Source organism: Peptacetobacter sp., assembly GCF_029264495.1.
Lineage (GTDB): Bacteria > Bacillota > Clostridia > Peptostreptococcales > Peptostreptococcaceae > Peptacetobacter.
The window spans coordinates 1-17,717 of record NZ_JARIBH010000046.1 but is presented as its reverse complement, the minus strand read 5'-3'; the positions used below and the strand labels follow the sequence as shown (position 1 = coordinate 17,717).

General features: G+C 24.9%; 20 protein-coding genes. 16 read left to right on the top strand and 4 right to left on the bottom strand.

Going from position 1 to position 17,717, the window contains the following annotated elements:
- Positions 1-77: 77 nt before the first annotated feature.
- From Q1J78_RS04715 to Q1J78_RS04695, 5 genes are read left to right on the top strand one after another with little or no spacing between them, the layout of a single operon-like run.
- Positions 78-464: a DUF134 domain-containing protein gene (locus tag Q1J78_RS04715; RefSeq protein WP_300278467.1), complete on the top strand. Its 387-nt coding sequence runs from the start codon at positions 78-80 to the stop codon at positions 462-464.
- 37 nt (positions 465-501) lie between these two features.
- Complete coding sequence (locus Q1J78_RS04710; protein ID WP_300278464.1) at positions 502-870, top strand: NifB/NifX family molybdenum-iron cluster-binding protein; 369 nt, start codon at positions 502-504, stop codon at positions 868-870.
- A gap of 1 nt (position 871) precedes the next feature.
- A complete protein-coding gene (locus Q1J78_RS04705) occupies positions 872-1,738 on the top strand; it encodes a nucleotide-binding protein (RefSeq protein WP_300278461.1) in 867 nt (288 codons plus the stop codon).
- Entirely contained in the window at positions 1,710-2,624 is a 915-nt protein-coding gene (locus tag Q1J78_RS04700) for an ATP-binding protein (protein WP_300278458.1), read from the top strand. Before Q1J78_RS04705 ends, Q1J78_RS04700 begins: the two co-directional genes overlap by 29 nt.
- A gap of 11 nt (positions 2,625-2,635) precedes the next feature.
- Entirely contained in the window at positions 2,636-3,004 is a 369-nt protein-coding gene (locus Q1J78_RS04695) for a NifB/NifX family molybdenum-iron cluster-binding protein (RefSeq protein ID WP_300278455.1), read from the top strand.
- 75 nt (positions 3,005-3,079) lie between these two features.
- Here the strand turns inward: Q1J78_RS04695 and Q1J78_RS04690 are convergent, their stop codons facing one another.
- Positions 3,080-3,937: a YitT family protein gene (locus Q1J78_RS04690; RefSeq protein ID WP_300278452.1), complete on the bottom strand. Its 858-nt coding sequence runs from the start codon at positions 3,935-3,937 to the stop codon at positions 3,080-3,082.
- A 560-nt stretch (positions 3,938-4,497) separates the two neighbouring features.
- Between Q1J78_RS04690 and Q1J78_RS04685 the strand changes: the two genes are divergently transcribed.
- Positions 4,498-4,632, top strand: a complete 135-nt coding sequence (locus tag Q1J78_RS04685; protein ID WP_300278449.1) for a hypothetical protein — start codon at positions 4,498-4,500, stop codon at positions 4,630-4,632.
- A gap of 139 nt (positions 4,633-4,771) precedes the next feature.
- Positions 4,772-5,413 (top strand): tRNA (guanosine(46)-N7)-methyltransferase TrmB, encoded by a 642-nt coding sequence (gene trmB / locus Q1J78_RS04680; RefSeq protein ID WP_300278446.1) that lies wholly within the window; start codon positions 4,772-4,774, stop codon positions 5,411-5,413.
- Between the two features lie 264 nt (positions 5,414-5,677).
- Here trmB and Q1J78_RS04675 read toward each other — a convergent pair whose 3' ends face one another.
- On the bottom strand, positions 5,678-5,956 hold the full coding sequence (locus Q1J78_RS04675; RefSeq protein WP_300278443.1) for a hypothetical protein: 279 nt from the start codon (positions 5,954-5,956) through the stop codon (positions 5,678-5,680).
- A 193-nt stretch (positions 5,957-6,149) separates the two neighbouring features.
- Here Q1J78_RS04675 and Q1J78_RS04670 point away from each other — a divergent pair, with 193 nt between their 5' ends.
- The 8 genes from Q1J78_RS04670 (at position 6,150) to Q1J78_RS04635 (ending at position 13,318) form a co-directional block, all read left to right on the top strand.
- Positions 6,150-6,686 carry a biotin/lipoyl-containing protein gene (locus Q1J78_RS04670; protein WP_300278441.1) on the top strand — a complete coding sequence of 179 codons (537 nt, stop codon included), beginning with the start codon at positions 6,150-6,152 and terminating at the stop codon, positions 6,684-6,686.
- A 24-nt stretch (positions 6,687-6,710) separates the two neighbouring features.
- On the top strand, positions 6,711-8,066 hold the full coding sequence (accC, locus tag Q1J78_RS04665) for an acetyl-CoA carboxylase biotin carboxylase subunit (RefSeq protein ID WP_300278439.1): 1,356 nt from the start codon (positions 6,711-6,713) through the stop codon (positions 8,064-8,066).
- 8 nt (positions 8,067-8,074) lie between these two features.
- Entirely contained in the window at positions 8,075-8,998 is a 924-nt protein-coding gene (gene accD, locus Q1J78_RS04660; RefSeq protein ID WP_300278436.1) for an acetyl-CoA carboxylase, carboxyltransferase subunit beta, read from the top strand.
- A gap of 81 nt (positions 8,999-9,079) precedes the next feature.
- Positions 9,080-10,012, top strand: coding sequence for an acetyl-CoA carboxylase carboxyltransferase subunit alpha (locus Q1J78_RS04655; protein ID WP_300278433.1), 933 nt, complete (start codon positions 9,080-9,082; stop codon positions 10,010-10,012).
- A gap of 112 nt (positions 10,013-10,124) precedes the next feature.
- Positions 10,125-10,943, top strand: a complete 819-nt coding sequence (locus Q1J78_RS04650) for a hypothetical protein (protein ID WP_300278430.1) — start codon at positions 10,125-10,127, stop codon at positions 10,941-10,943.
- A gap of 299 nt (positions 10,944-11,242) precedes the next feature.
- Positions 11,243-12,211 (top strand): porphobilinogen synthase, encoded by a 969-nt coding sequence (gene hemB, locus Q1J78_RS04645; RefSeq protein WP_300278427.1) that lies wholly within the window; start codon positions 11,243-11,245, stop codon positions 12,209-12,211.
- Positions 12,212-12,389: 178 nt separating this feature from the next.
- Positions 12,390-12,812 carry a hypothetical protein gene (locus Q1J78_RS04640; RefSeq protein ID WP_300278424.1) on the top strand — a complete coding sequence of 141 codons (423 nt, stop codon included), beginning with the start codon at positions 12,390-12,392 and terminating at the stop codon, positions 12,810-12,812.
- A gap of 74 nt (positions 12,813-12,886) precedes the next feature.
- Entirely contained in the window at positions 12,887-13,318 is a 432-nt protein-coding gene (locus tag Q1J78_RS04635) for a hypothetical protein (RefSeq protein WP_300278421.1), read from the top strand.
- Positions 13,319-13,543: 225 nt separating this feature from the next.
- Here Q1J78_RS04635 and Q1J78_RS04630 read toward each other — a convergent pair whose 3' ends face one another.
- Both Q1J78_RS04630 and Q1J78_RS04625 read right to left on the bottom strand, forming a co-directional pair.
- Complete coding sequence (locus Q1J78_RS04630) at positions 13,544-14,185, bottom strand: hypothetical protein (protein WP_300278418.1); 642 nt, start codon at positions 14,183-14,185, stop codon at positions 13,544-13,546.
- Between the two features lie 274 nt (positions 14,186-14,459).
- A complete protein-coding gene (locus Q1J78_RS04625) occupies positions 14,460-15,215 on the bottom strand; it encodes a lysophospholipid acyltransferase family protein (protein WP_300278415.1) in 756 nt (251 codons plus the stop codon).
- A 481-nt stretch (positions 15,216-15,696) separates the two neighbouring features.
- Between Q1J78_RS04625 and Q1J78_RS04620 the strand changes: the two genes are divergently transcribed.
- Positions 15,697-16,908 (top strand): RNA-guided endonuclease InsQ/TnpB family protein, encoded by a 1,212-nt coding sequence (locus Q1J78_RS04620; protein ID WP_300278412.1) that lies wholly within the window; start codon positions 15,697-15,699, stop codon positions 16,906-16,908.
- Positions 16,909-17,717 lie beyond the last annotated feature (809 nt).

Below are 17,717 nucleotides of genomic sequence, written 5' to 3'. Positions count from 1 at the left end.
TTATTGACATATGTCAAAAACGGAGTATAATTATAATTGAAATTGACATATGTCGAAAACTTGAGGAGGTTAACGGTATGCCAAGACCTATTAAATGGAGAAATGTATGTGGATTACCTGAAAATGAAAAATTTGGACCTATAGATAAATCCGATTCTGAAAGAAAATTTATAAATATGACAGTTGATGAATATGAAACTATAAGACTTATAGATTTAGAGGGATTTACACAAGTTCAATGTGCAGATCAGATGAATATAGCGAGAACCACAGTACAAGGTATATACACAAGTGCAAGAAAAAAACTTGCTGAATCTCTTGTAAATGGAAGCATATTGACTATAAAAGGTGGAGAATACATTATTGCAGAAGGAACAGGAATGGGTTGCAGAAGAGGATGTAAAAAATGTGCTTTGAGATGCAAGAAGAAATTACAAAATACAATAGAAGAAGAAAATAAATAATATTTAAAAATAAATAATGAAAAGGACGTGAATAATTATGAAATTAGCTATTCCAGTAGATGAAAAAAATATAAATTCAGAGGTATGTATATCTTTTGGACGTACTCCATATTTTTTAATATACAATACAGAAAATGGTGAAGAAAAGTATTTAGATAATAGTGCAATAGCAGCATCAGCAGGTGCAGGGATAAAAGCATCTCAGACAATAGTAGATGAAAGTGTTGAAATTTTACTTACACCTAGATGTGGAGAAAATGCAGCAGAAGTACTTGAAGCAGGAGATGTAAAAATATATAGAACTTTTAAAGGTTCAGCAAAAGAAAATATAGATGCATTTAAAGAAAATAAATTAGATGAATTGACAGAAATACACGAAGGTTTTCATGGAAACGGTGGAAACTAATATGAATATAGCAGTACTTAGTGGAAAAGGTGGTACAGGGAAAACTCTTCTTTCAGTTAATATGGCTGCTGCATCTAAATCAGGAGTATATATAGACTGTGATGTTGAAGAACCAAACGGTCATTTATTTTTTAAACCAGAAAACTTAGAAATTGAAGATGTTTCTGTAAAAATACCAAAAGTTGAAAAAAGTCTATGTAATGGTTGTAGAAAATGTTTGGATTTTTGTAAATTCAATGCTATTGCATATATAAAAAACACTCCTATAATATTTGATGATGTTTGTCATTCTTGTGGAGGATGTTCTATAGTATGTAAGGAAAATGCAATTAGTGAAATAGATAAAAATATAGGAAAAATAGAAAAAGGTATATCTGGTGGAATAGATGTATATACAGGAATTTTAAATACAGGTGAAGTTTCAGGAGTTCCTATAATAGAAAAATTACTCGAAAAAAATAAAGGTTTAGAAAATAGACTTTCTATTATAGATTGTCCACCAGGAAGTGCTTGTATTGTTATGGAAAGTATAAAAGATGCTGATTATTGTGTTTTAGTAGCTGAACCTACAATATTTGGTGTACATAATTTAAATATGGTATATGAACTAGTTACCTTATTTAAAAAACCATTTGGAGTAGTACTTAATAAATGTTTAGATGGAAAAAATTTAGCAGAAGAATTTTGTAATCAAAATGGAATAAAAATTATTGGAAGAATACCTTTTGATAAAAATTTAGGAAGATTAAATTCTGATGCTAAGATTGCAGTAAGAGAAAGTGAAAAATATAAAGAATTGTTTACATCTATACTTGAAACAGTGAAAGGAGAAATAGCAAATGAAGCAACTTCTTATATTGAGCGGTAAAGGTGGTACAGGTAAAACAACAGTTGCTAGTTCTTTTATAAAACTTTCGGATGCAAGAGCTTATGCGGATTGTGATGTAGACGCACCTAATTTACATCTTGTATCTGGAAATAAAGTAACACCAGATAAATCAGCATACTATGGCTTAAAAAAAGCTGTTATAAATAAAGAAAAATGTATTGAATGTGGAGAATGTTTTAAAAATTGTAGATTCGATTCAATAAAGAAAGATGAATATGGATATTCAGTAAATAGCTATGGCTGTGAAGGTTGTGGTGTATGTGAATTAGTATGTAGTCAAGATGCAATAGAAATGCAAGATTCAGCAGCAGGAGATTTGATGCTGTATAAAGAGAATAACAAAGTGTTTTCTACAGCAAAACTTTATATGGGAAGTGGAACTTCTGGTAAGCTTGTTACAGAAGTTAAAAAAAGAATGAAAAATGAAGCATCTGAGGATACTGAATTATCTATAATTGATGGTTCTCCAGGGATAGGATGTCCAGTAATAGCATCTTTAAATGGAGTAGATATGGTACTTATAGTATCTGAACCATCTATATCAGGTATAAATGATATGAAAAGGATATTAAAAACAGCATCTAGATTTAGAATAAAGACTGCTGTTTGTGTAAATAAGTTTGATACAAACATAGAAAATACAAAAATGATTGAAGAATTTTGTATCGAAAATAAAATACCAGTTGTAGGAAAAATTCCATATGATCAAGAGGCTGTAAAAGCCATAAATAATGGAATTACAATAGTTGAAGCAGATTGTCCTTCAGGAAAAGCTGTTAAGGGAATTTATAATAATGTTAGAAACATACTTTTTAATGATGATAATATCAAAAAAGTAGACAAGAAAATAGAAATTAATTTTTAGGAGGAATTATTATGTTAAAAATAGCAGTAGCAAGTGAAGAAAAAATGGTAGCAGGACATTTTGGTCATTGTACAAACTTCAATATATTTGATGTTGAAGATGGGAAAATAGTTAAAGAAGAATCAATAGCAAATCCTGGACATAAACCTGGATTTTTACCAAACTTCTTAAATGATATGGGAGTTAAAGTTGTTATATCAGGTGGAATGGGTGGTGGAGCCATCGAAATATTCAACGAAAAAAATATAGAAGTTATAACAGGTGCTACAGGTTTAGCTAAAGAAAATGTAGAATTATATGTTAATGGAAACCTTAAATCAAATAATGTTGTATGTAAAAAACATGAACATCATGATGAATGTGGTGAACATCATAATTAATATAAAAAATAAAAGTTTATTAGATTTTATATATAAAAAAGGAGCTTAATATAAGCTCCTTTTTTTATTAAATATTTATATTTCTTTAAATCCGTTTCCTAAAACCTCATGAACATCTGTTACAATAAGGAAGGCTTTAGAATCAATACTTTTAACTAATTTTTTTAGACTAGTTTCTTCTCTTTTATTATTAAGAACAACAAGGAATAAATCCTTTCTTTCGTCAGTATATCCACCTCTAGAGTTGATTATAGTAAGTCCTCTATCAAGCTCTTTAGTTATAGCATCTCTTAATTCATCTTCTTTTTCAGTTATAATAAAGAAAGCTTTTGAACTTTCAAAACCGTCCATAACCATATTAGCTATTTTTAAAATAATAAAAAGTGCTAATCCAGAATAAAGTGCTGTTTCTATACTTCTATTTACAATACCTGCAGATATAACTATAGTACCATCAAGGCAACTCATAAATTGAGTTGGTCTTAAATTTGGGAATTTTTTACTAAGTATAAGAGCTATTAAATCAGTACCCCCAGTTGAAGCATCAACTTTAAACATAATACCAAGAGAAAGACCAAGAAGTACAGCACCTGCTATAGCAGATAAAAGTGGATCATGAGTTAAATTCATATGAGATAAACCATCAGTTAACTGAACCATTACAGAGAATAAAACAGTACCAAATAATGTCTTCATAGAGTCTTTAACTCCCATTATTTTAAAAGTGAATAAAACTAACGGAACTCCTATTATAAGCATTATAGCAGAAACAGGTATACCACTAAGTTTATTCAAAACTACGGCAAGACCACTTAATCCACCTGGTGCTATAGTATGAGGTTTAAGAAAAGCATTTATACCCACACTCATAGCTATACAACCTAAAATAAGACCTAAAAATTCTAATATTGCAGATTTTTTACTTTCTTTCATATTATACCTCCTAAATATTTAATTTTATCGTTAATAACAATACAATTATAACATAAATAATAAAATAATAATATTAAATTATAAAAAAAATATTAAAATTTTTATAAAAAAATAAAGATATTTTTATAGTTTGCTTATTTTTTAAAAATATAAATAAGTTAGAAAATTTAAAATAGACACATATTTATATAAATTTTTTATAGATAAAAAATTTAATTGATAAAAATAAATTATTTTAATGCATAAATTTTCAATTCAAAAACTTCACGAAAAATAGCAATTATGTTATAATATTCGAGTAATACTGTTTAACATAAATTTTTATGGGTATTGATAAATTAGAAAATTTAATTTGAGAGGAGATTCACATAATGAAAATAACAGTTCCAGATACAGCAGTGGAGACTTTAAAATCTATATTAGCTGAAAATAGCACTCAACCACAGAATATAAGAGTATTCTTCCAAGGAGTATCTTGAAGTGGTCCAGCATTTGGTCTAGCTTTAGATCAGTTAGAAGATGGAGATTTAACTTACGAAACAAATGATCTTACATTTGTAATGAGTAAAGAAGAATATGAAGCATATGGAGATATAGTAATAGAAGATACAGGATATGGCTTCAAAGTAACTCCAGAATCAATGGTAGGACAGGGATGCAGCTGCGATAGTGGTTGTGGAGGATGCTGTGAATAATATTCACAGTAATTATAAAAACTTATTTAGAATTTATAAAAGATGCTTTTTTAAGCATCTTTTTTTTATAAAATTTATGATATAATAAAAAGATAATATTAAAAATCTATAAAACAAAGAAATTTTTGGAGGAAAATAGATGAGAAGAAGAAAGAAAAAAGGTGCCGATATAAAACTTCTTAGCTACACTGATTGTGTTTTTCACGATAATATAGAAGAAATGTATGGAAAATGGCATGAAAAGTTTGGAAATAACAATCCTATATATATGGAAGTTGGAACAGGTAAGGGTCAGTTTATAACAACATTAGCAGAGTTAAACCCTGATAAAAACTTTATAGCAATGGAAATAAAAGAAGAAGTTTTATTACATGCTGTATATAAAGCTAAAGAAAAAGGTCTTACAAATATACTATTTATTTGGGGAGATGTGAAAATGATTCCTAACTATTTTAAAGAGGGAGAACTTTCTAGAATATATATAAACTTCTGTGATCCATGGCCTAAAAATAGATGGGAAAAAAGAAGATTAACTCATTCTGATTTTTTAAATATATATAAAAAATTACTAAGTGAAGATGGAGAAATCCATTTCAAAACAGATAATGAAAAGTTATTTGAATTTAGTTTAAATGAGATAGCAGGAAATAATTGGAAACTAAAAAATATATCTTTAGATTTAGTTAATAGTAAATTTGAAGGAAATGTAACTACTGAGTACGAAGATAAATTTATGTCTCAAGGAATGAAAATTTATAGACTAGAGGCTGCTAAAAAGTAATTATTTAATTAATAGTAAAATAATTATTGAATATTAAAGTAATTATTGAATATTAAAGTAATTGTTAAATAAATATATTTTAAAAGATTGTAAAATTAAATATAAAAATAAAAATACTGTTGTATAGACTTTTTAAACAAGTTTACAACAGTATTTTTTTAATTACAAATTCAAACAATTATAAATTTAATTTTCATAAAACGCTTTTAATTTAATCTTTATAAAACTTCTCTTTACACAAAGATTTTTACTTCTAAAACACAATTAAAAAATAGCATTTCTTTTTCTCATAGAATATATTCCGAATAATATTATAATACAGTGAACAGAATAAAGAAGTATTCTAACTTTTATAACTTCAAATCCAAATAATAATTCATTTGAAGATGAAGGCGGAATTATAGCAAGTACAGAAGCAATTATCATTAAAATAGGATTTATAACAATTTGCTTATCACTTCTAAAAATTAAAATCTTACTAGCCCACATAAAAGTTAATACAAAAAATGCGATTTTTAATATAAAATCTATAGTTTCAATCATAAAATACCACCCTTTATTATACTAAATAAATATTATTATACACTATCTGAAAGTATACTAAATAAATACCATTTTTTCAACAGATTAAGTACAATATTTACAAAATTATAAGATATAAAATTAGTTTTTATTTACTGAGAAAAGTTTTTATGATATATTATTAGTACTAGGTCTTAATAATAGGAGGTAAAAAATGAATTTTGAAGAAATAAAAGAAATTTTAATGCTTATAGATAAAACAGGACTTGAACATGTAAAGATTAAAAATAAAGATATTGAAATAGAAATATCAAATAAAAAATTATTAGATAATAATAAACTAGAATTATTAAATAACAATAAACTAGATATTAATAAAAGTTTAGAAAATGATAAATTCAATAATGGAACAATAGAAATTGATTGTAGAGAAAATATAGATGAGGATTTAAAGAATAATAAAAATATAAATAAAAAAATAAACAATAAAAATATAATTGAGGAAGATAAGCAAATAGAAATAAAAGCACCTCTAATAGGAACATATTATTCTTCGCCAAGCCCTGATAAACCTTGTTTTGTAGGTGTAGGTGATTATGTAAAAAAAGGAGATACACTATGTATAATAGAGGCTATGAAGTTGATGAATGAAATAAAAAGTGAAGTTTCAGGAAAAATAATCGATATAAAACTTGAAAATGAATCAATTGTTGAATATGGTCAAGTATTATTTACAATTGAAGAAGATTAGTTTGTTAAATAAAAGGAGATAGTTATGAATAAAATAAAAAAAATACTTATTGCAAATAGAGGTGATATAGCTGTTAGGGTTATAAGAACTTGTAGAGAAATGGGTATAAAAACAGTAGCTATATACTCAGATATTGATAAAGATAGCATACATAGATTTTTAGCAGATGAGTCTATTTGTATAGGTCCAGGTTCTAATATAGAAAAAAGTTATAATAACATAGAAAATATAATATATATAGCAGAAAAATTAAAATGTGATGCAATTCATCCAGGATTTGGTTTTTTATCAGAAAATCCAGAGTTTATAAAAAGATGTAATGAAAAGAATATAATTTTTATAGGACCTTCTAAAGAACAAGTTATTTTGATGGGAGATAAGGCAAGAGCAAAAAATACAATGATGGAGTTAGGCGTTCCTGTTGTACCAGGGTCAAAAGGTGCTATAAAAAATAAAAATGAAGCAAAAGAACTTGCAAGAAAAATTGGTTATCCAGTTATGATAAAAGCTTCAGCAGGTGGTGGCGGAAGAGGAATGAGAATAGCGTATGATGATATAGAATTTGATAAATATTATGATATAGCTAAAACAGAAGCTCTTACATATTTTAAAAATGACGACTTGTATATAGAAAAATTTATAAAAAATCCAAGACATATAGAAGTGCAAGTCTTTGGAGATAAGTTTAAAAATGCAATACATTTTGGAGATAGGGACTGCTCGATGCAAAGAAGAAATCAAAAAATGATAGAAGAATCTCCAAGTAGATTTCTAGAGAAAAAAGATAAAGAAAAATTGTATGATTATGCATTAAAGATTGTGAAAGGAATTTCATATGAAGGTGCAGGAACAGTTGAATTTATAGTAGATTCAAGAAAAAATATATACTTTATAGAAATGAATACAAGAATACAAGTAGAACATCCTGTTACAGAAATGATTGTAGATAAAGATTTAATAAAACTTCAAATACAAATAGCAGATGGAAATGAGATACCTTTTAAACAAGAAGATATAAATATAAAAGGTCACGCAATTGAATGTAGAATAAATGCAGAAAATCCTAAAAATAATTTTATGCCTTGTCCAGGAGAAATAGAAGAAATAAATGTTCCAGGAGGTTTTGGAGTTAGATTTGACACATTTGTATATGCAGGATATAAAATTCCACCAGTATATGATTCTATGATTGGCAAGCTGATTTGTAAAGCAGATACAAAAGAAGAATGTATTGCAAAAATGAATGTAGCTTTAGATGAACTTGTTATAGAAGGTGTAGAAACTAATATAGACTTTCAAAAAGAATTAATAAATTCAAATGAATTTTTAAAAGAAGAACATAATACTGGTTTTATTGAAAGTAAGTTAAATGAAAGATAGGTGATATAGTGATAAATAAAATACAGCTTTTTAAAAATAAAAAAGATAAAAAGAAAAAAATGGAAAAAGAAAATTATGCTTATCTACCTATAAAAGATAAAAATATTAAAAGTGAAAAAAATAGTATATTAAAAAATTATAATTCAAATGATATAGATAATGAATTTTGGATAGAATGTAAAGATTGCAAAGAAAAAATTTTTAAAAAGGATTTGGAAAATAATTTTTTTGTATGTCCTAAATGCAATAAACATATGAGAATGGATGTAAGAGATAGAATAAATATGATTACTGATAAAGGTAGTTTTGTAGAAATAAATAAAGAGAATGAGACAATAGATCCTATAAAATTTCCTAATTATATGGAAAAGGTTGAAAGTTATAAAAATAAAACAAAGGAATCAGAGTCAGTAGTAACAGGTATTTGTAGAATAAATGGAATGAAATCTGTTTTATGCGTTATGAATCCAAACTTTATGATGGGAAGCATGGGTTCTATTACTGGAGATAAGATAACTTATGCTTTTGAATATGGAGCAGAACATAAAATGCCTGTAATTATTTGCAGTGCATCTGGTGGAGCTAGAATGCAAGAAGGAATGTTTTCTTTAATGCAAATGGCTAAAACATCACAAGCTGCTGGTAAATTATCTGAAGCAGGACAGATATATATATCAATTCTTACAGATCCAACAACTGGAGGAGTTGCAGCTAGTTTTGCAATGTTGGGAGATATAATAATATCAGAACCTAAAACACTTATAGGATTTGCTGGAAAAAGAGTTGTTTCCCAAACTATAGGAAAAGAACTTCCTGAAAACTTTCAAACAGCAGAATTTATGCTAGAGCATGGATTTTTAGATATGATAGTAGATAGAAAAAATCTAAAAGAGACTTTATATAAAATATTGTATATACATAAGAAAAATTAGTTTATTAAACTAGCTAAAAAATAAGGACAACTTCAGTAGTGGAAGATACAGAAATAAATTTAAAGGTATAGAAGGTTAAAAATGGAAAATAATATAGATAGATTAAGAAAAGATATAAAAAATTTAAAAGAAATATCTAAACAAAATAAATTGGATTTATCCGATAAAATATGTTATTTAGAAAAATTATTAGAAGAGAGTATAATAAAATCAAGAAATTTAACTCCATATGATAAAGTTTCTATAAGTAGAGATATAAATAGACCTAAAACACTAGATTATATAAATATTATAACAAGTAGTTTTTTAGAATTACAAGGAGATAGGTATTTTGGTGATGATAAAGCTATTGTTGGTGGTATAGGAAAAATAGGTAAACATAGTGTTACAATTATTGGAAATCAAAAAGGAAATAGTACAAAAGAAAATATATATAGAAATTTTGGAATGGCAAAACCAGAAGGATATAGAAAAGCATTGAGGCTTATGAAACAAGCAGAAAAGTTTGGTAGACCAATTATAACTTTTATAGATACATCTGGGGCATTTTGTGGAGTAGAGGCAGAAGAAAGAGGAGAAGGTGAAGCAATAGCTAAGAATTTAAAAGAGATGAGTATGCTAAAAGTTCCTATAATTTCTATAGTCATAGGAGAAGGTGGTAGTGGAGGAGCACTTGGGATAGGAGTTGGAAATGAGATTTGCATGTTAGAAAATTCTGTTTACTCAGTTATATCTCCAGAAGGACTATCTAGTATACTTTTTAAAGATTCATCTAAATCAAAAGATGCTTGTGAGTATATGAAAATGACAGCTAAAGATTTAAAAGAATTTAATATAATAGATAATATAATAGAAGAACCACTTGGTGGTGCACAAAATGACGTAAAATATATGGGAGAAAAAATAAAAGAATATATAATTGAAAGATTAAATTTTTATAATAATTTAAACAAAGATGAGATAGTAGAACATAGATACAACAAGTACAGAAATATAGGAAGATATTTTTATTAAATTAAATATATTTTATAAATAAATATAGATAAATCTGATTAATAAGTTATAAAATGCAATTAAATAAGTTATAATAAGTATAAGATATAATTTAGAAAGGAGTAATAATTAATTGAAACTTTTTTTGTTTGCAGGTTTATTTAATGCAGCTTATTTTATTTTAGGGACTTTTCTATTTGGACTTATACTTAACTTTATTGAAGATAAAAATATATACTATCTTCAAAATGGACTTGGGAGAAAAGGAATTATAATAACCGGAATAATTGGTGTTACTATACATGAATTAAGTCACTATATAGCTTGTAAAATATTTTTACATGATGTAGAAAAAGTAGAATTATTTAGAATTTCTAAAAGTAAAAGTGATGGTGTATTGGGAAGAGTTGTACATTCTAGAGAAAAGGGAAATATTTATAAAATGATAGGAGACTTTTTTATAGGTGTTGCACCAATTATAATTGGAAGTTTTTTAGTATATATTTTAATAAATATATATTTAGGAAGCGAATTTAGAATATTTAATATGATTGTAAATATAGATGAAAGTATAGAAATGATAAATAATTTAGAAATAATAAAATTTTTCATGCATATAATAATGGCAGGTATTAATACATTATTTTTAATATTAAATTCACCATCATTATTTTCTATAAAAGGAATAATAGTTTTATTTGCAATTTATTCAATATGTATACACTTATCACTTAGTAAAGCTGATATAGAAAATAGTAAAAGTGCAATTCCAATAGTTACATTTATAATACTTATAGCAAGTGTAGTATTTGGAATGTTAGGTATAAATTTTAATGGAATTTTTATAAGATTAATTACATATATGTTTTCTATAATGGCAACATGTATAATAATTTCTATACCTGTAACAGCACTTTCTATGCTTATAGCAGCAATAGGAAGTCGATTTTGATAAAAAAGCTAACGATGATGTTAGCTTTTTATTATTTGTAAATATTTTGTATAAATATTTTAAAAATATTACTATAAATTCATAAAATTTAAAATTAATTCAAAATAATGCATATAAATGAAAAAAAAGATGTTAATTATATATTAACTGATAAAAAATTTAATATAATTAAAAAAAGACTAGACTTTTTAAGAAAATAGATTTAAAATAAGTGTATTGGTTTTAAAAGATTAATTAATAAATTAAATTTTGAAATTAATTAATAAAACTTAATATAATATTTAAAATGGAGGAATAAAATGTTAAAAAGACCAAGAAGACTTAGAGTAAGTAAAGCTATGAGAAATTTAGTAAGAGAAACTAAAATTGATATAGAAGATCTTATATACCCATTATTTGTAGTAGAAGGTGAAAATATAAAAGAAGAAATACCATCACTTCCAGAAGTATATCATTTTTCAGTTGATATGTTAGAAAAAGAGATAAAAGAAATAGTAGATTTAGGGATAGAACATGTTTTAATGTTCGGTATACCTAATGAAAAAGATGCTTGTGGATCAGAAGCATTTTCAGACAATGGAATAGTTCAAAAAGCTGTTAGAAAAATAAAAGAAATTGCACCAGAAATGAATGTAATAACAGATGTTTGTATGTGCCAGTACACAAGTCATGGACATTGTGGAATATTAACTGATAAAGGATATGTAGACAATGATATAACTCTTGAATACTTATCAAAAATAGCTGTCAGTCATGCAAAAGCAGGTGCAGATATGGTAGCTCCTTCAGATATGATGGATGGAAGAATAGGAGCATTAAGAAATGCACTTGATGAAAATGGATTTGAAACTGTTGGAATAATGGCTTATAGTGCAAAATATGCATCAAACTTCTATGGACCATTTAGAGATGCTGCAAACTCAGCACCATCATTTGGAGATAGAAAAACTTATCAGATGGATCCAGCAAATGCTACAGAAGCTATAAGAGAATGTGCTTTAGATATAGAAGAAGGTGCAGATATAATAATGGTTAAACCTGCACTATCTTATTTAGATGTTATAAGAAGAGTAAAAGATAAATTTGATATGCCTTTATGTGCATACAATGTTTCTGGAGAATACTCAATGCTTAAATTAGCTGTAAAAGAAGGTCTTTTAAATGAAGCAGCTATAATGGAAGCAGTTACATCAATAAAAAGAGCAGGAGCAGATATGATAATAACATATTTTGCAAAAGATATAGCTACAAAAATAAAAAATAATTAAATTATAAGATAGAAAATATCAAGTTTAAAATACCAGCATATATTAATATGTTGGTATTTTTTATATATAAATCTAGTCAATAATTGTAACTATTATGTAATAATTATTATCTTATATTATGTTATAATAAATAAAAAATAATTTGAATATTCAAAAAAATAAAAAGGAGGTATATCTGATGAAAATTAAGAATAAATCTAAATTTATATGCTATGGAATGTTAAATCTAATATTAGCAGTTTTATATATAATATTAATAATAACAGAGTATTTAAATGAAAGAATGATTTCGTACGATAACCTTATAATAGTAACAGTTTTATTATCAGCTTCTTCATATGGAATAATAAGTTCGTTGAAGGATGAAAATGATAATATTGAATTAAGAAAAAAAGAAACAAATTCATCTTTTGAATTAAGAGCAAATAATTTAACATTAGATATAATAAATACAATATTATGCATTTTTATGATAATAAGCCTTTTTATTGAGAAAACAGAGTTTATAAAAGGATGTATAATTTTAACTGTAATAATTTTTAATTTAATTACTATCTTAAAATTTATACTATTATTTTATTATCAAAAGAGGAATTATTAAAAAAATATAGAATTATATATATAATAAAAAAATCTAACATAAGGATGAAATTCCTTTATAAAGGAGTGTTTTATATGGGTGTAATGTATTCTGTAAAATGTAAATGTGGTTTTGGAGCAAAATATTTTTCAAATGTAGGTAAAATGGATGCTTCTTTAAAAAATGAATTAGAAAAAAAGGCAAAAGATGGAGAATATGGAGAAGAGATAAAGGAATTATTTGAAAAATATCCAGATGGATATTTGGATCAAACAATGGGACTTTATGTATGTGATGAATGTGGTGAATCAAAATCAGAACATTGCTTAGATTTTTGTAGAAAGGTAAGACAAACTGGGGCTACACTTGGAGAAAGAATTAGTGTTGTAAAAGAATATAAGCATACTTGCGATAAATGTGGCTCAGAAATGAGAAAAATAACTAATAAGGAAATTACAAATAGAAAAACTAAATGCCCAAAATGTGGAAAAGATGCAACAGTTTCTGGAACAAATTATTGGGAATAAAATATATGTAAATTAAAGAATTATACATAGGTATGTAAATAAAAATGTATATTAAGATTGTGTAGTAATTTTAATATAAAAGTGATTATAGAAATAAATTAAAAGCTACTGAAATTAAATTTTCAGTAGCTTTTTTGATTATACAAAATATTTATTTTTTAATTAAATATAAATTCTTATATTTTAGAATTGTTGTTAATTTTATTTTTTTAAATCAAGATTCATTTAAAAATTTTCAGCTTCTTTTTCTGTTTTAAAAGTATCAAGTTTTAATACTATATATGTATTATTTTTTGAAATAGTATTTTTAAATTCTTTGTAATTATAATCTAAAGAATCTGAATTAAAAGATCTCATCGAATTTCCGTTAGAAAAAGCCATTGCAGATAATATATATGTATTATTTGGTTTTAGTTTTGTTTTAACATTATCTTTAACAGAAAAAGGTGTATAAGCAGTTACCGTTTTATCAAGATTTATATCAAATTTTGTTCTAATAGAGTCTGTAGAAATATTTAAAGTACATTTTTTGTTATCATCAGATAAATCATAAATTGATATTAGAGTTTCTTCTTTATTAATAATATCAGTATCTCCATATAGAATTGAATTTTTATCCGTGATTTTACCATTTTCCCAAACTTCATAAGATATTACTTTTCCTTTTATATTATCAGGATAGCTTATATTTACAGCAAAAGTATTTTCTCCTACCATAGAAGCTAATTGATTTTCTCTATCAGAAAGTTTTATAAAAGATATATCAGAAGATGAGGAAATATTAAAAAATCCGATAATCAAGATAATAGTTGTTATAATTATAGTTAATATAACTACAATAATATTTTTCTTTTTTGTGTTTTTCATAATAACACCTCTTTTCAAGAATACAATTTATTTTCTTAAGTATATCAAAATATTTTTAGTATAGGAATATATTTTTTAAAAAAAGTCAAGATTGTAATAAATTTCAAATATTTTAAAATCTAGTTACAAAGAAGTAATAATTAAAGTAAAAGTTCTTATAAAGTAAATTAAACTGCAATAAAAAAGAACCTATAGGATATACATTTTATAGTATTATTATATAGATTCTTTTTGAAATAATATGTATTTTTTTATATAAATTATCATTAAAAGATTAAGTATTTAAAAGATTGTCATTAAATATAGACATACTTTTAATCATAGATTGTCTAATTTTTTCACTTAATTCAACAGTTTTATACTTAGGGTTTTCTATATGAGTATAAACAGGTTCTAAAAATTCGACCTCTACATCTTTAGAGTTTATTTTTCCTATAGGTTGATAACCTTCATAAGTACCTTTAGAATTTTTAATAACCATTGGAACTATAGGACATTTAGCTTTGTAGGCTATTTTTAATGCTCCAGGTCTAAAATCAGAAATAAGAGCATGTTCATCTTTTACCCAAGTTAAATCTCCTTCTGGGAAAACTGCCATAGAATGATTATTTTTGATATTTTCTGCAGCTTGGTTTATAGCTTTAATACCCTCTCTATTATTCTTTCTATTTATGAAAACACATTTAAGAAGATTAATCCATTTACTAGCAATAGGAATATTTTTCCAAACAGGTTCATCAGCTATAACACAACCTATAGGTCTATCAACACTAGATGCAAGTATATAGCTATCCAACATACTAGAATGGTTTATAACGAAAAGAACTGGCTCTTTAGGTATTCTATCTTTTCCTTTTATATTTAAATTAATATTTACTTTTTTTAATGATTTATTAGCTAGATTTTTTAAAAAAGCGAATATTTCTTCAGAAGAATATTTTTCAGGATTCTTTGAAAATTTATTCAGCTTTGGGATTGATGATATGAAACTAAAAATCTGTAAAATCCGAAATTTGAAGTAATTAAACAAAAAAATCTCTCCTTATTTTTAAAATTTGCAATAAATATTTTAACATGAAATAAAAGTAAAGTCTATAAAGGTTTTATGATGATATGATAAAATAAAATTATTTTTGAAAAGGTTTTAAATAAATGTTATAATATCATAAAAATTTACTTAAAAAAATTGATTTATTTGATAATTTGTCATTTAGAGTATAAATAAGTATTAAAGAGAAACATAAAGAAGATATAGATAAAAAAATTATATGATTAGAATATAGGAGGGTTATTGTGTAGAAGGTATTCTTCATTATAAATTAAAAATATTATACAAAAATATAAAAATATATTTAACCTAAGACAATATATTAAAATAGTTCTTATTTTAATCTAAGACAAAGTAATTTTTGATATATATATATATTATATAAAAAGCTAGCCTTAATAATCATACATTTATAGAAAATAAAAAGAAATAATAGTATAAATTATTTGAGAGGATGAAAGTTATGTCTAATATATTTGTAAGAAAATTAAAATTAACAATAATAAATGAAGATGAAGAAAAAAGAAAAGAACAATATAAATTTATAAGAGATTCTCAATATGCTCAATACCAAGGATTAAATTTAGCTATGAGTGTTTTAACAAGTGCATATCTACAATCAAATAGAGATACCAAAAGTAATATTTTCAAAGAAGCTAAAAAAAGATTAAATAATAGTAACTCTATTTTTGAAGGTATAAACTTTGGAAAAGGAATTGATTCAAAATCTTCAATAACTCAAAAAGTAAAGCAAGATTTTAGTATTGCATTAAAAAATGGTTTGGCTCGAGGCGAAAGAAGTATTGCTAATTATAAAAGAACATATCCTTTAATGACAAGAGGAAGAGATTTAAAATTTAATTATAATGAAAATAACGAAATAATAATTAAATGGGTAAATAAAATAATATTTAAAGTTGTCATAGGAAGAAAAGATAAAAGTCATGAAGAATTAATGCATACATTACATAAAATTATAGCTAAAGAATATTCAGTTAAACAATCTAGTTTATACTTTGATAAAAATAATAAATTAATATTAAATTTAACTATAGAGTCTCTTTATAAAGAAAATAATAAAGATGTTATTGAAGGAAGAACATTAGGAGTAGATTTAGGCATAAAATATCCAGCTTATATATGTTTAAATGATAATACATCTATTAGAGAACATATAGGAGAAAGTATGGAATTATTAAAACAAAGAGAACAGTTTAGAAATAGAAGGAAAAGACTTCAGCAACAATTAAGAAATGTTAAAGGTGGCAAAGGAAGAAATAAAAAATTATCTGCTTTAAATAAGTTATCAGATAGTGAAAGAAATTTTGCTAAAACATATAATCACACAATAAGTAAACGAATAGTAGATTTTGCAAAAAAACATAATTGTGAATATATAAATTTAGAGGATTTAAATAAAAATGGATTTGATGATAATATTCTTAGTAATTGGAGTTATTATGAACTTCAAACTATGATAGAATATAAATCAGAAAAAGTTGGTATAAAAATAAGATATATCGATCCAAAATATACTTCACAGAAGTGTAGTGTTTGTGGTAATATAGATAAAGAAAATAGACCAACACAAGAACAATTTAAATGCAATAAGTGTGGATTTGAATTAAATGCTGATTATAATGCAGCAATAAATATTGCACGATCTTTTAAATAGCATACATATTATAAATATAAACAAATACATATAGGCGATTTAGCGTCTAAAGATTTAGGGGTAAGATAAATAAAAGTTAAGGCTATATACCAACTAACTGCTTATCCACTAGATAAACGGTAAAAACTCATACTAATATTCTTTCGGAGATAACGTGGTATGACATTCTAATATTTATATAAATTGTCTACCTTCGATAAGGTAAATTATATAGTAGATAGACAATTATTAGCATTTCAATAGTTAAAGTTAATATTACATTATTTTATTAAATTATGTTTACATTCATTTATATAATAAGTTATAAGTAGACAATTAATGTATTTGTATTAATTGAAAATACAATTATTGAATAAATACAAGTTATATTAAAACCATATTGGAATGTAAATGGAAGAAGTTAAGCATTATAGATATAAGAATAATAGGGTTATATTAAAACCATATTGGAATGTAAATTTTGCATAACAATAACTAGCACTAGGGTCTAATTCTAGTTATATTAAAACCATATTGGAAAATAAAAAATAATAGAAATACTTATAAAGAATGTATTATATGTGCATTTGTAGGAATAGTATCAATATAAATAATACAAAACTCAAGTAGTAATATTTTTTATTCATTTATCTATCTAATGCTAGTGAACGTATTTGTTAAATTTACTTTGAAAGGTATTCAATTTACTTTTTTATATCATTGATACTATTACCACTAACAACAGTAGAATTAAATCATTTTGCTATTTGATTCTACTGTTGTTAATTTATTTTGAAATCAGAACGTATATTTCTCTAAATAATTGTAAA

What these genes read in the sequence shown, in the direction of transcription:
- Q1J78_RS04715 (WP_300278467.1), top strand. Translation starts at nt 78, where the DNA reads ATGCCAAGACCTATTAAATGGAGAAATGTATGTGGATTACCTGAAAAT.
- Q1J78_RS04710 (WP_300278464.1), top strand. Translation starts at nt 502, where the DNA reads ATGAAATTAGCTATTCCAGTAGATGAAAAAAATATAAATTCAGAGGTA.
- Q1J78_RS04705 (WP_300278461.1), top strand. Translation starts at nt 872, where the DNA reads ATGAATATAGCAGTACTTAGTGGAAAAGGTGGTACAGGGAAAACTCTT.
- Q1J78_RS04700 (WP_300278458.1), top strand. Translation starts at nt 1,710, where the DNA reads ATGAAGCAACTTCTTATATTGAGCGGTAAAGGTGGTACAGGTAAAACA.
- Q1J78_RS04695 (WP_300278455.1), top strand. Translation starts at nt 2,636, where the DNA reads ATGTTAAAAATAGCAGTAGCAAGTGAAGAAAAAATGGTAGCAGGACAT.
- Q1J78_RS04690 (WP_300278452.1), bottom strand. Translation starts at nt 3,937, where the DNA reads ATGAAAGAAAGTAAAAAATCTGCAATATTAGAATTTTTAGGTCTTATT.
- Q1J78_RS04685 (WP_300278449.1), top strand. Translation starts at nt 4,498, where the DNA reads ATGAGTAAAGAAGAATATGAAGCATATGGAGATATAGTAATAGAAGAT.
- trmB (WP_300278446.1), top strand. Translation starts at nt 4,772, where the DNA reads ATGAGAAGAAGAAAGAAAAAAGGTGCCGATATAAAACTTCTTAGCTAC.
- Q1J78_RS04675 (WP_300278443.1), bottom strand. Translation starts at nt 5,956, where the DNA reads ATGATTGAAACTATAGATTTTATATTAAAAATCGCATTTTTTGTATTA.
- Q1J78_RS04670 (WP_300278441.1), top strand. Translation starts at nt 6,150, where the DNA reads ATGAATTTTGAAGAAATAAAAGAAATTTTAATGCTTATAGATAAAACA.
- accC (WP_300278439.1), top strand. Translation starts at nt 6,711, where the DNA reads ATGAATAAAATAAAAAAAATACTTATTGCAAATAGAGGTGATATAGCT.
- Q1J78_RS04655 (WP_300278433.1), top strand. Translation starts at nt 9,080, where the DNA reads ATGGAAAATAATATAGATAGATTAAGAAAAGATATAAAAAATTTAAAA.
- hemB (WP_300278427.1), top strand. Translation starts at nt 11,243, where the DNA reads ATGTTAAAAAGACCAAGAAGACTTAGAGTAAGTAAAGCTATGAGAAAT.
- Q1J78_RS04640 (WP_300278424.1), top strand. Translation starts at nt 12,390, where the DNA reads ATGAAAATTAAGAATAAATCTAAATTTATATGCTATGGAATGTTAAAT.
- Q1J78_RS04635 (WP_300278421.1), top strand. Translation starts at nt 12,887, where the DNA reads ATGGGTGTAATGTATTCTGTAAAATGTAAATGTGGTTTTGGAGCAAAA.
- Q1J78_RS04630 (WP_300278418.1), bottom strand. Translation starts at nt 14,185, where the DNA reads ATGAAAAACACAAAAAAGAAAAATATTATTGTAGTTATATTAACTATA.
- Q1J78_RS04620 (WP_300278412.1), top strand. Translation starts at nt 15,697, where the DNA reads ATGTCTAATATATTTGTAAGAAAATTAAAATTAACAATAATAAATGAA.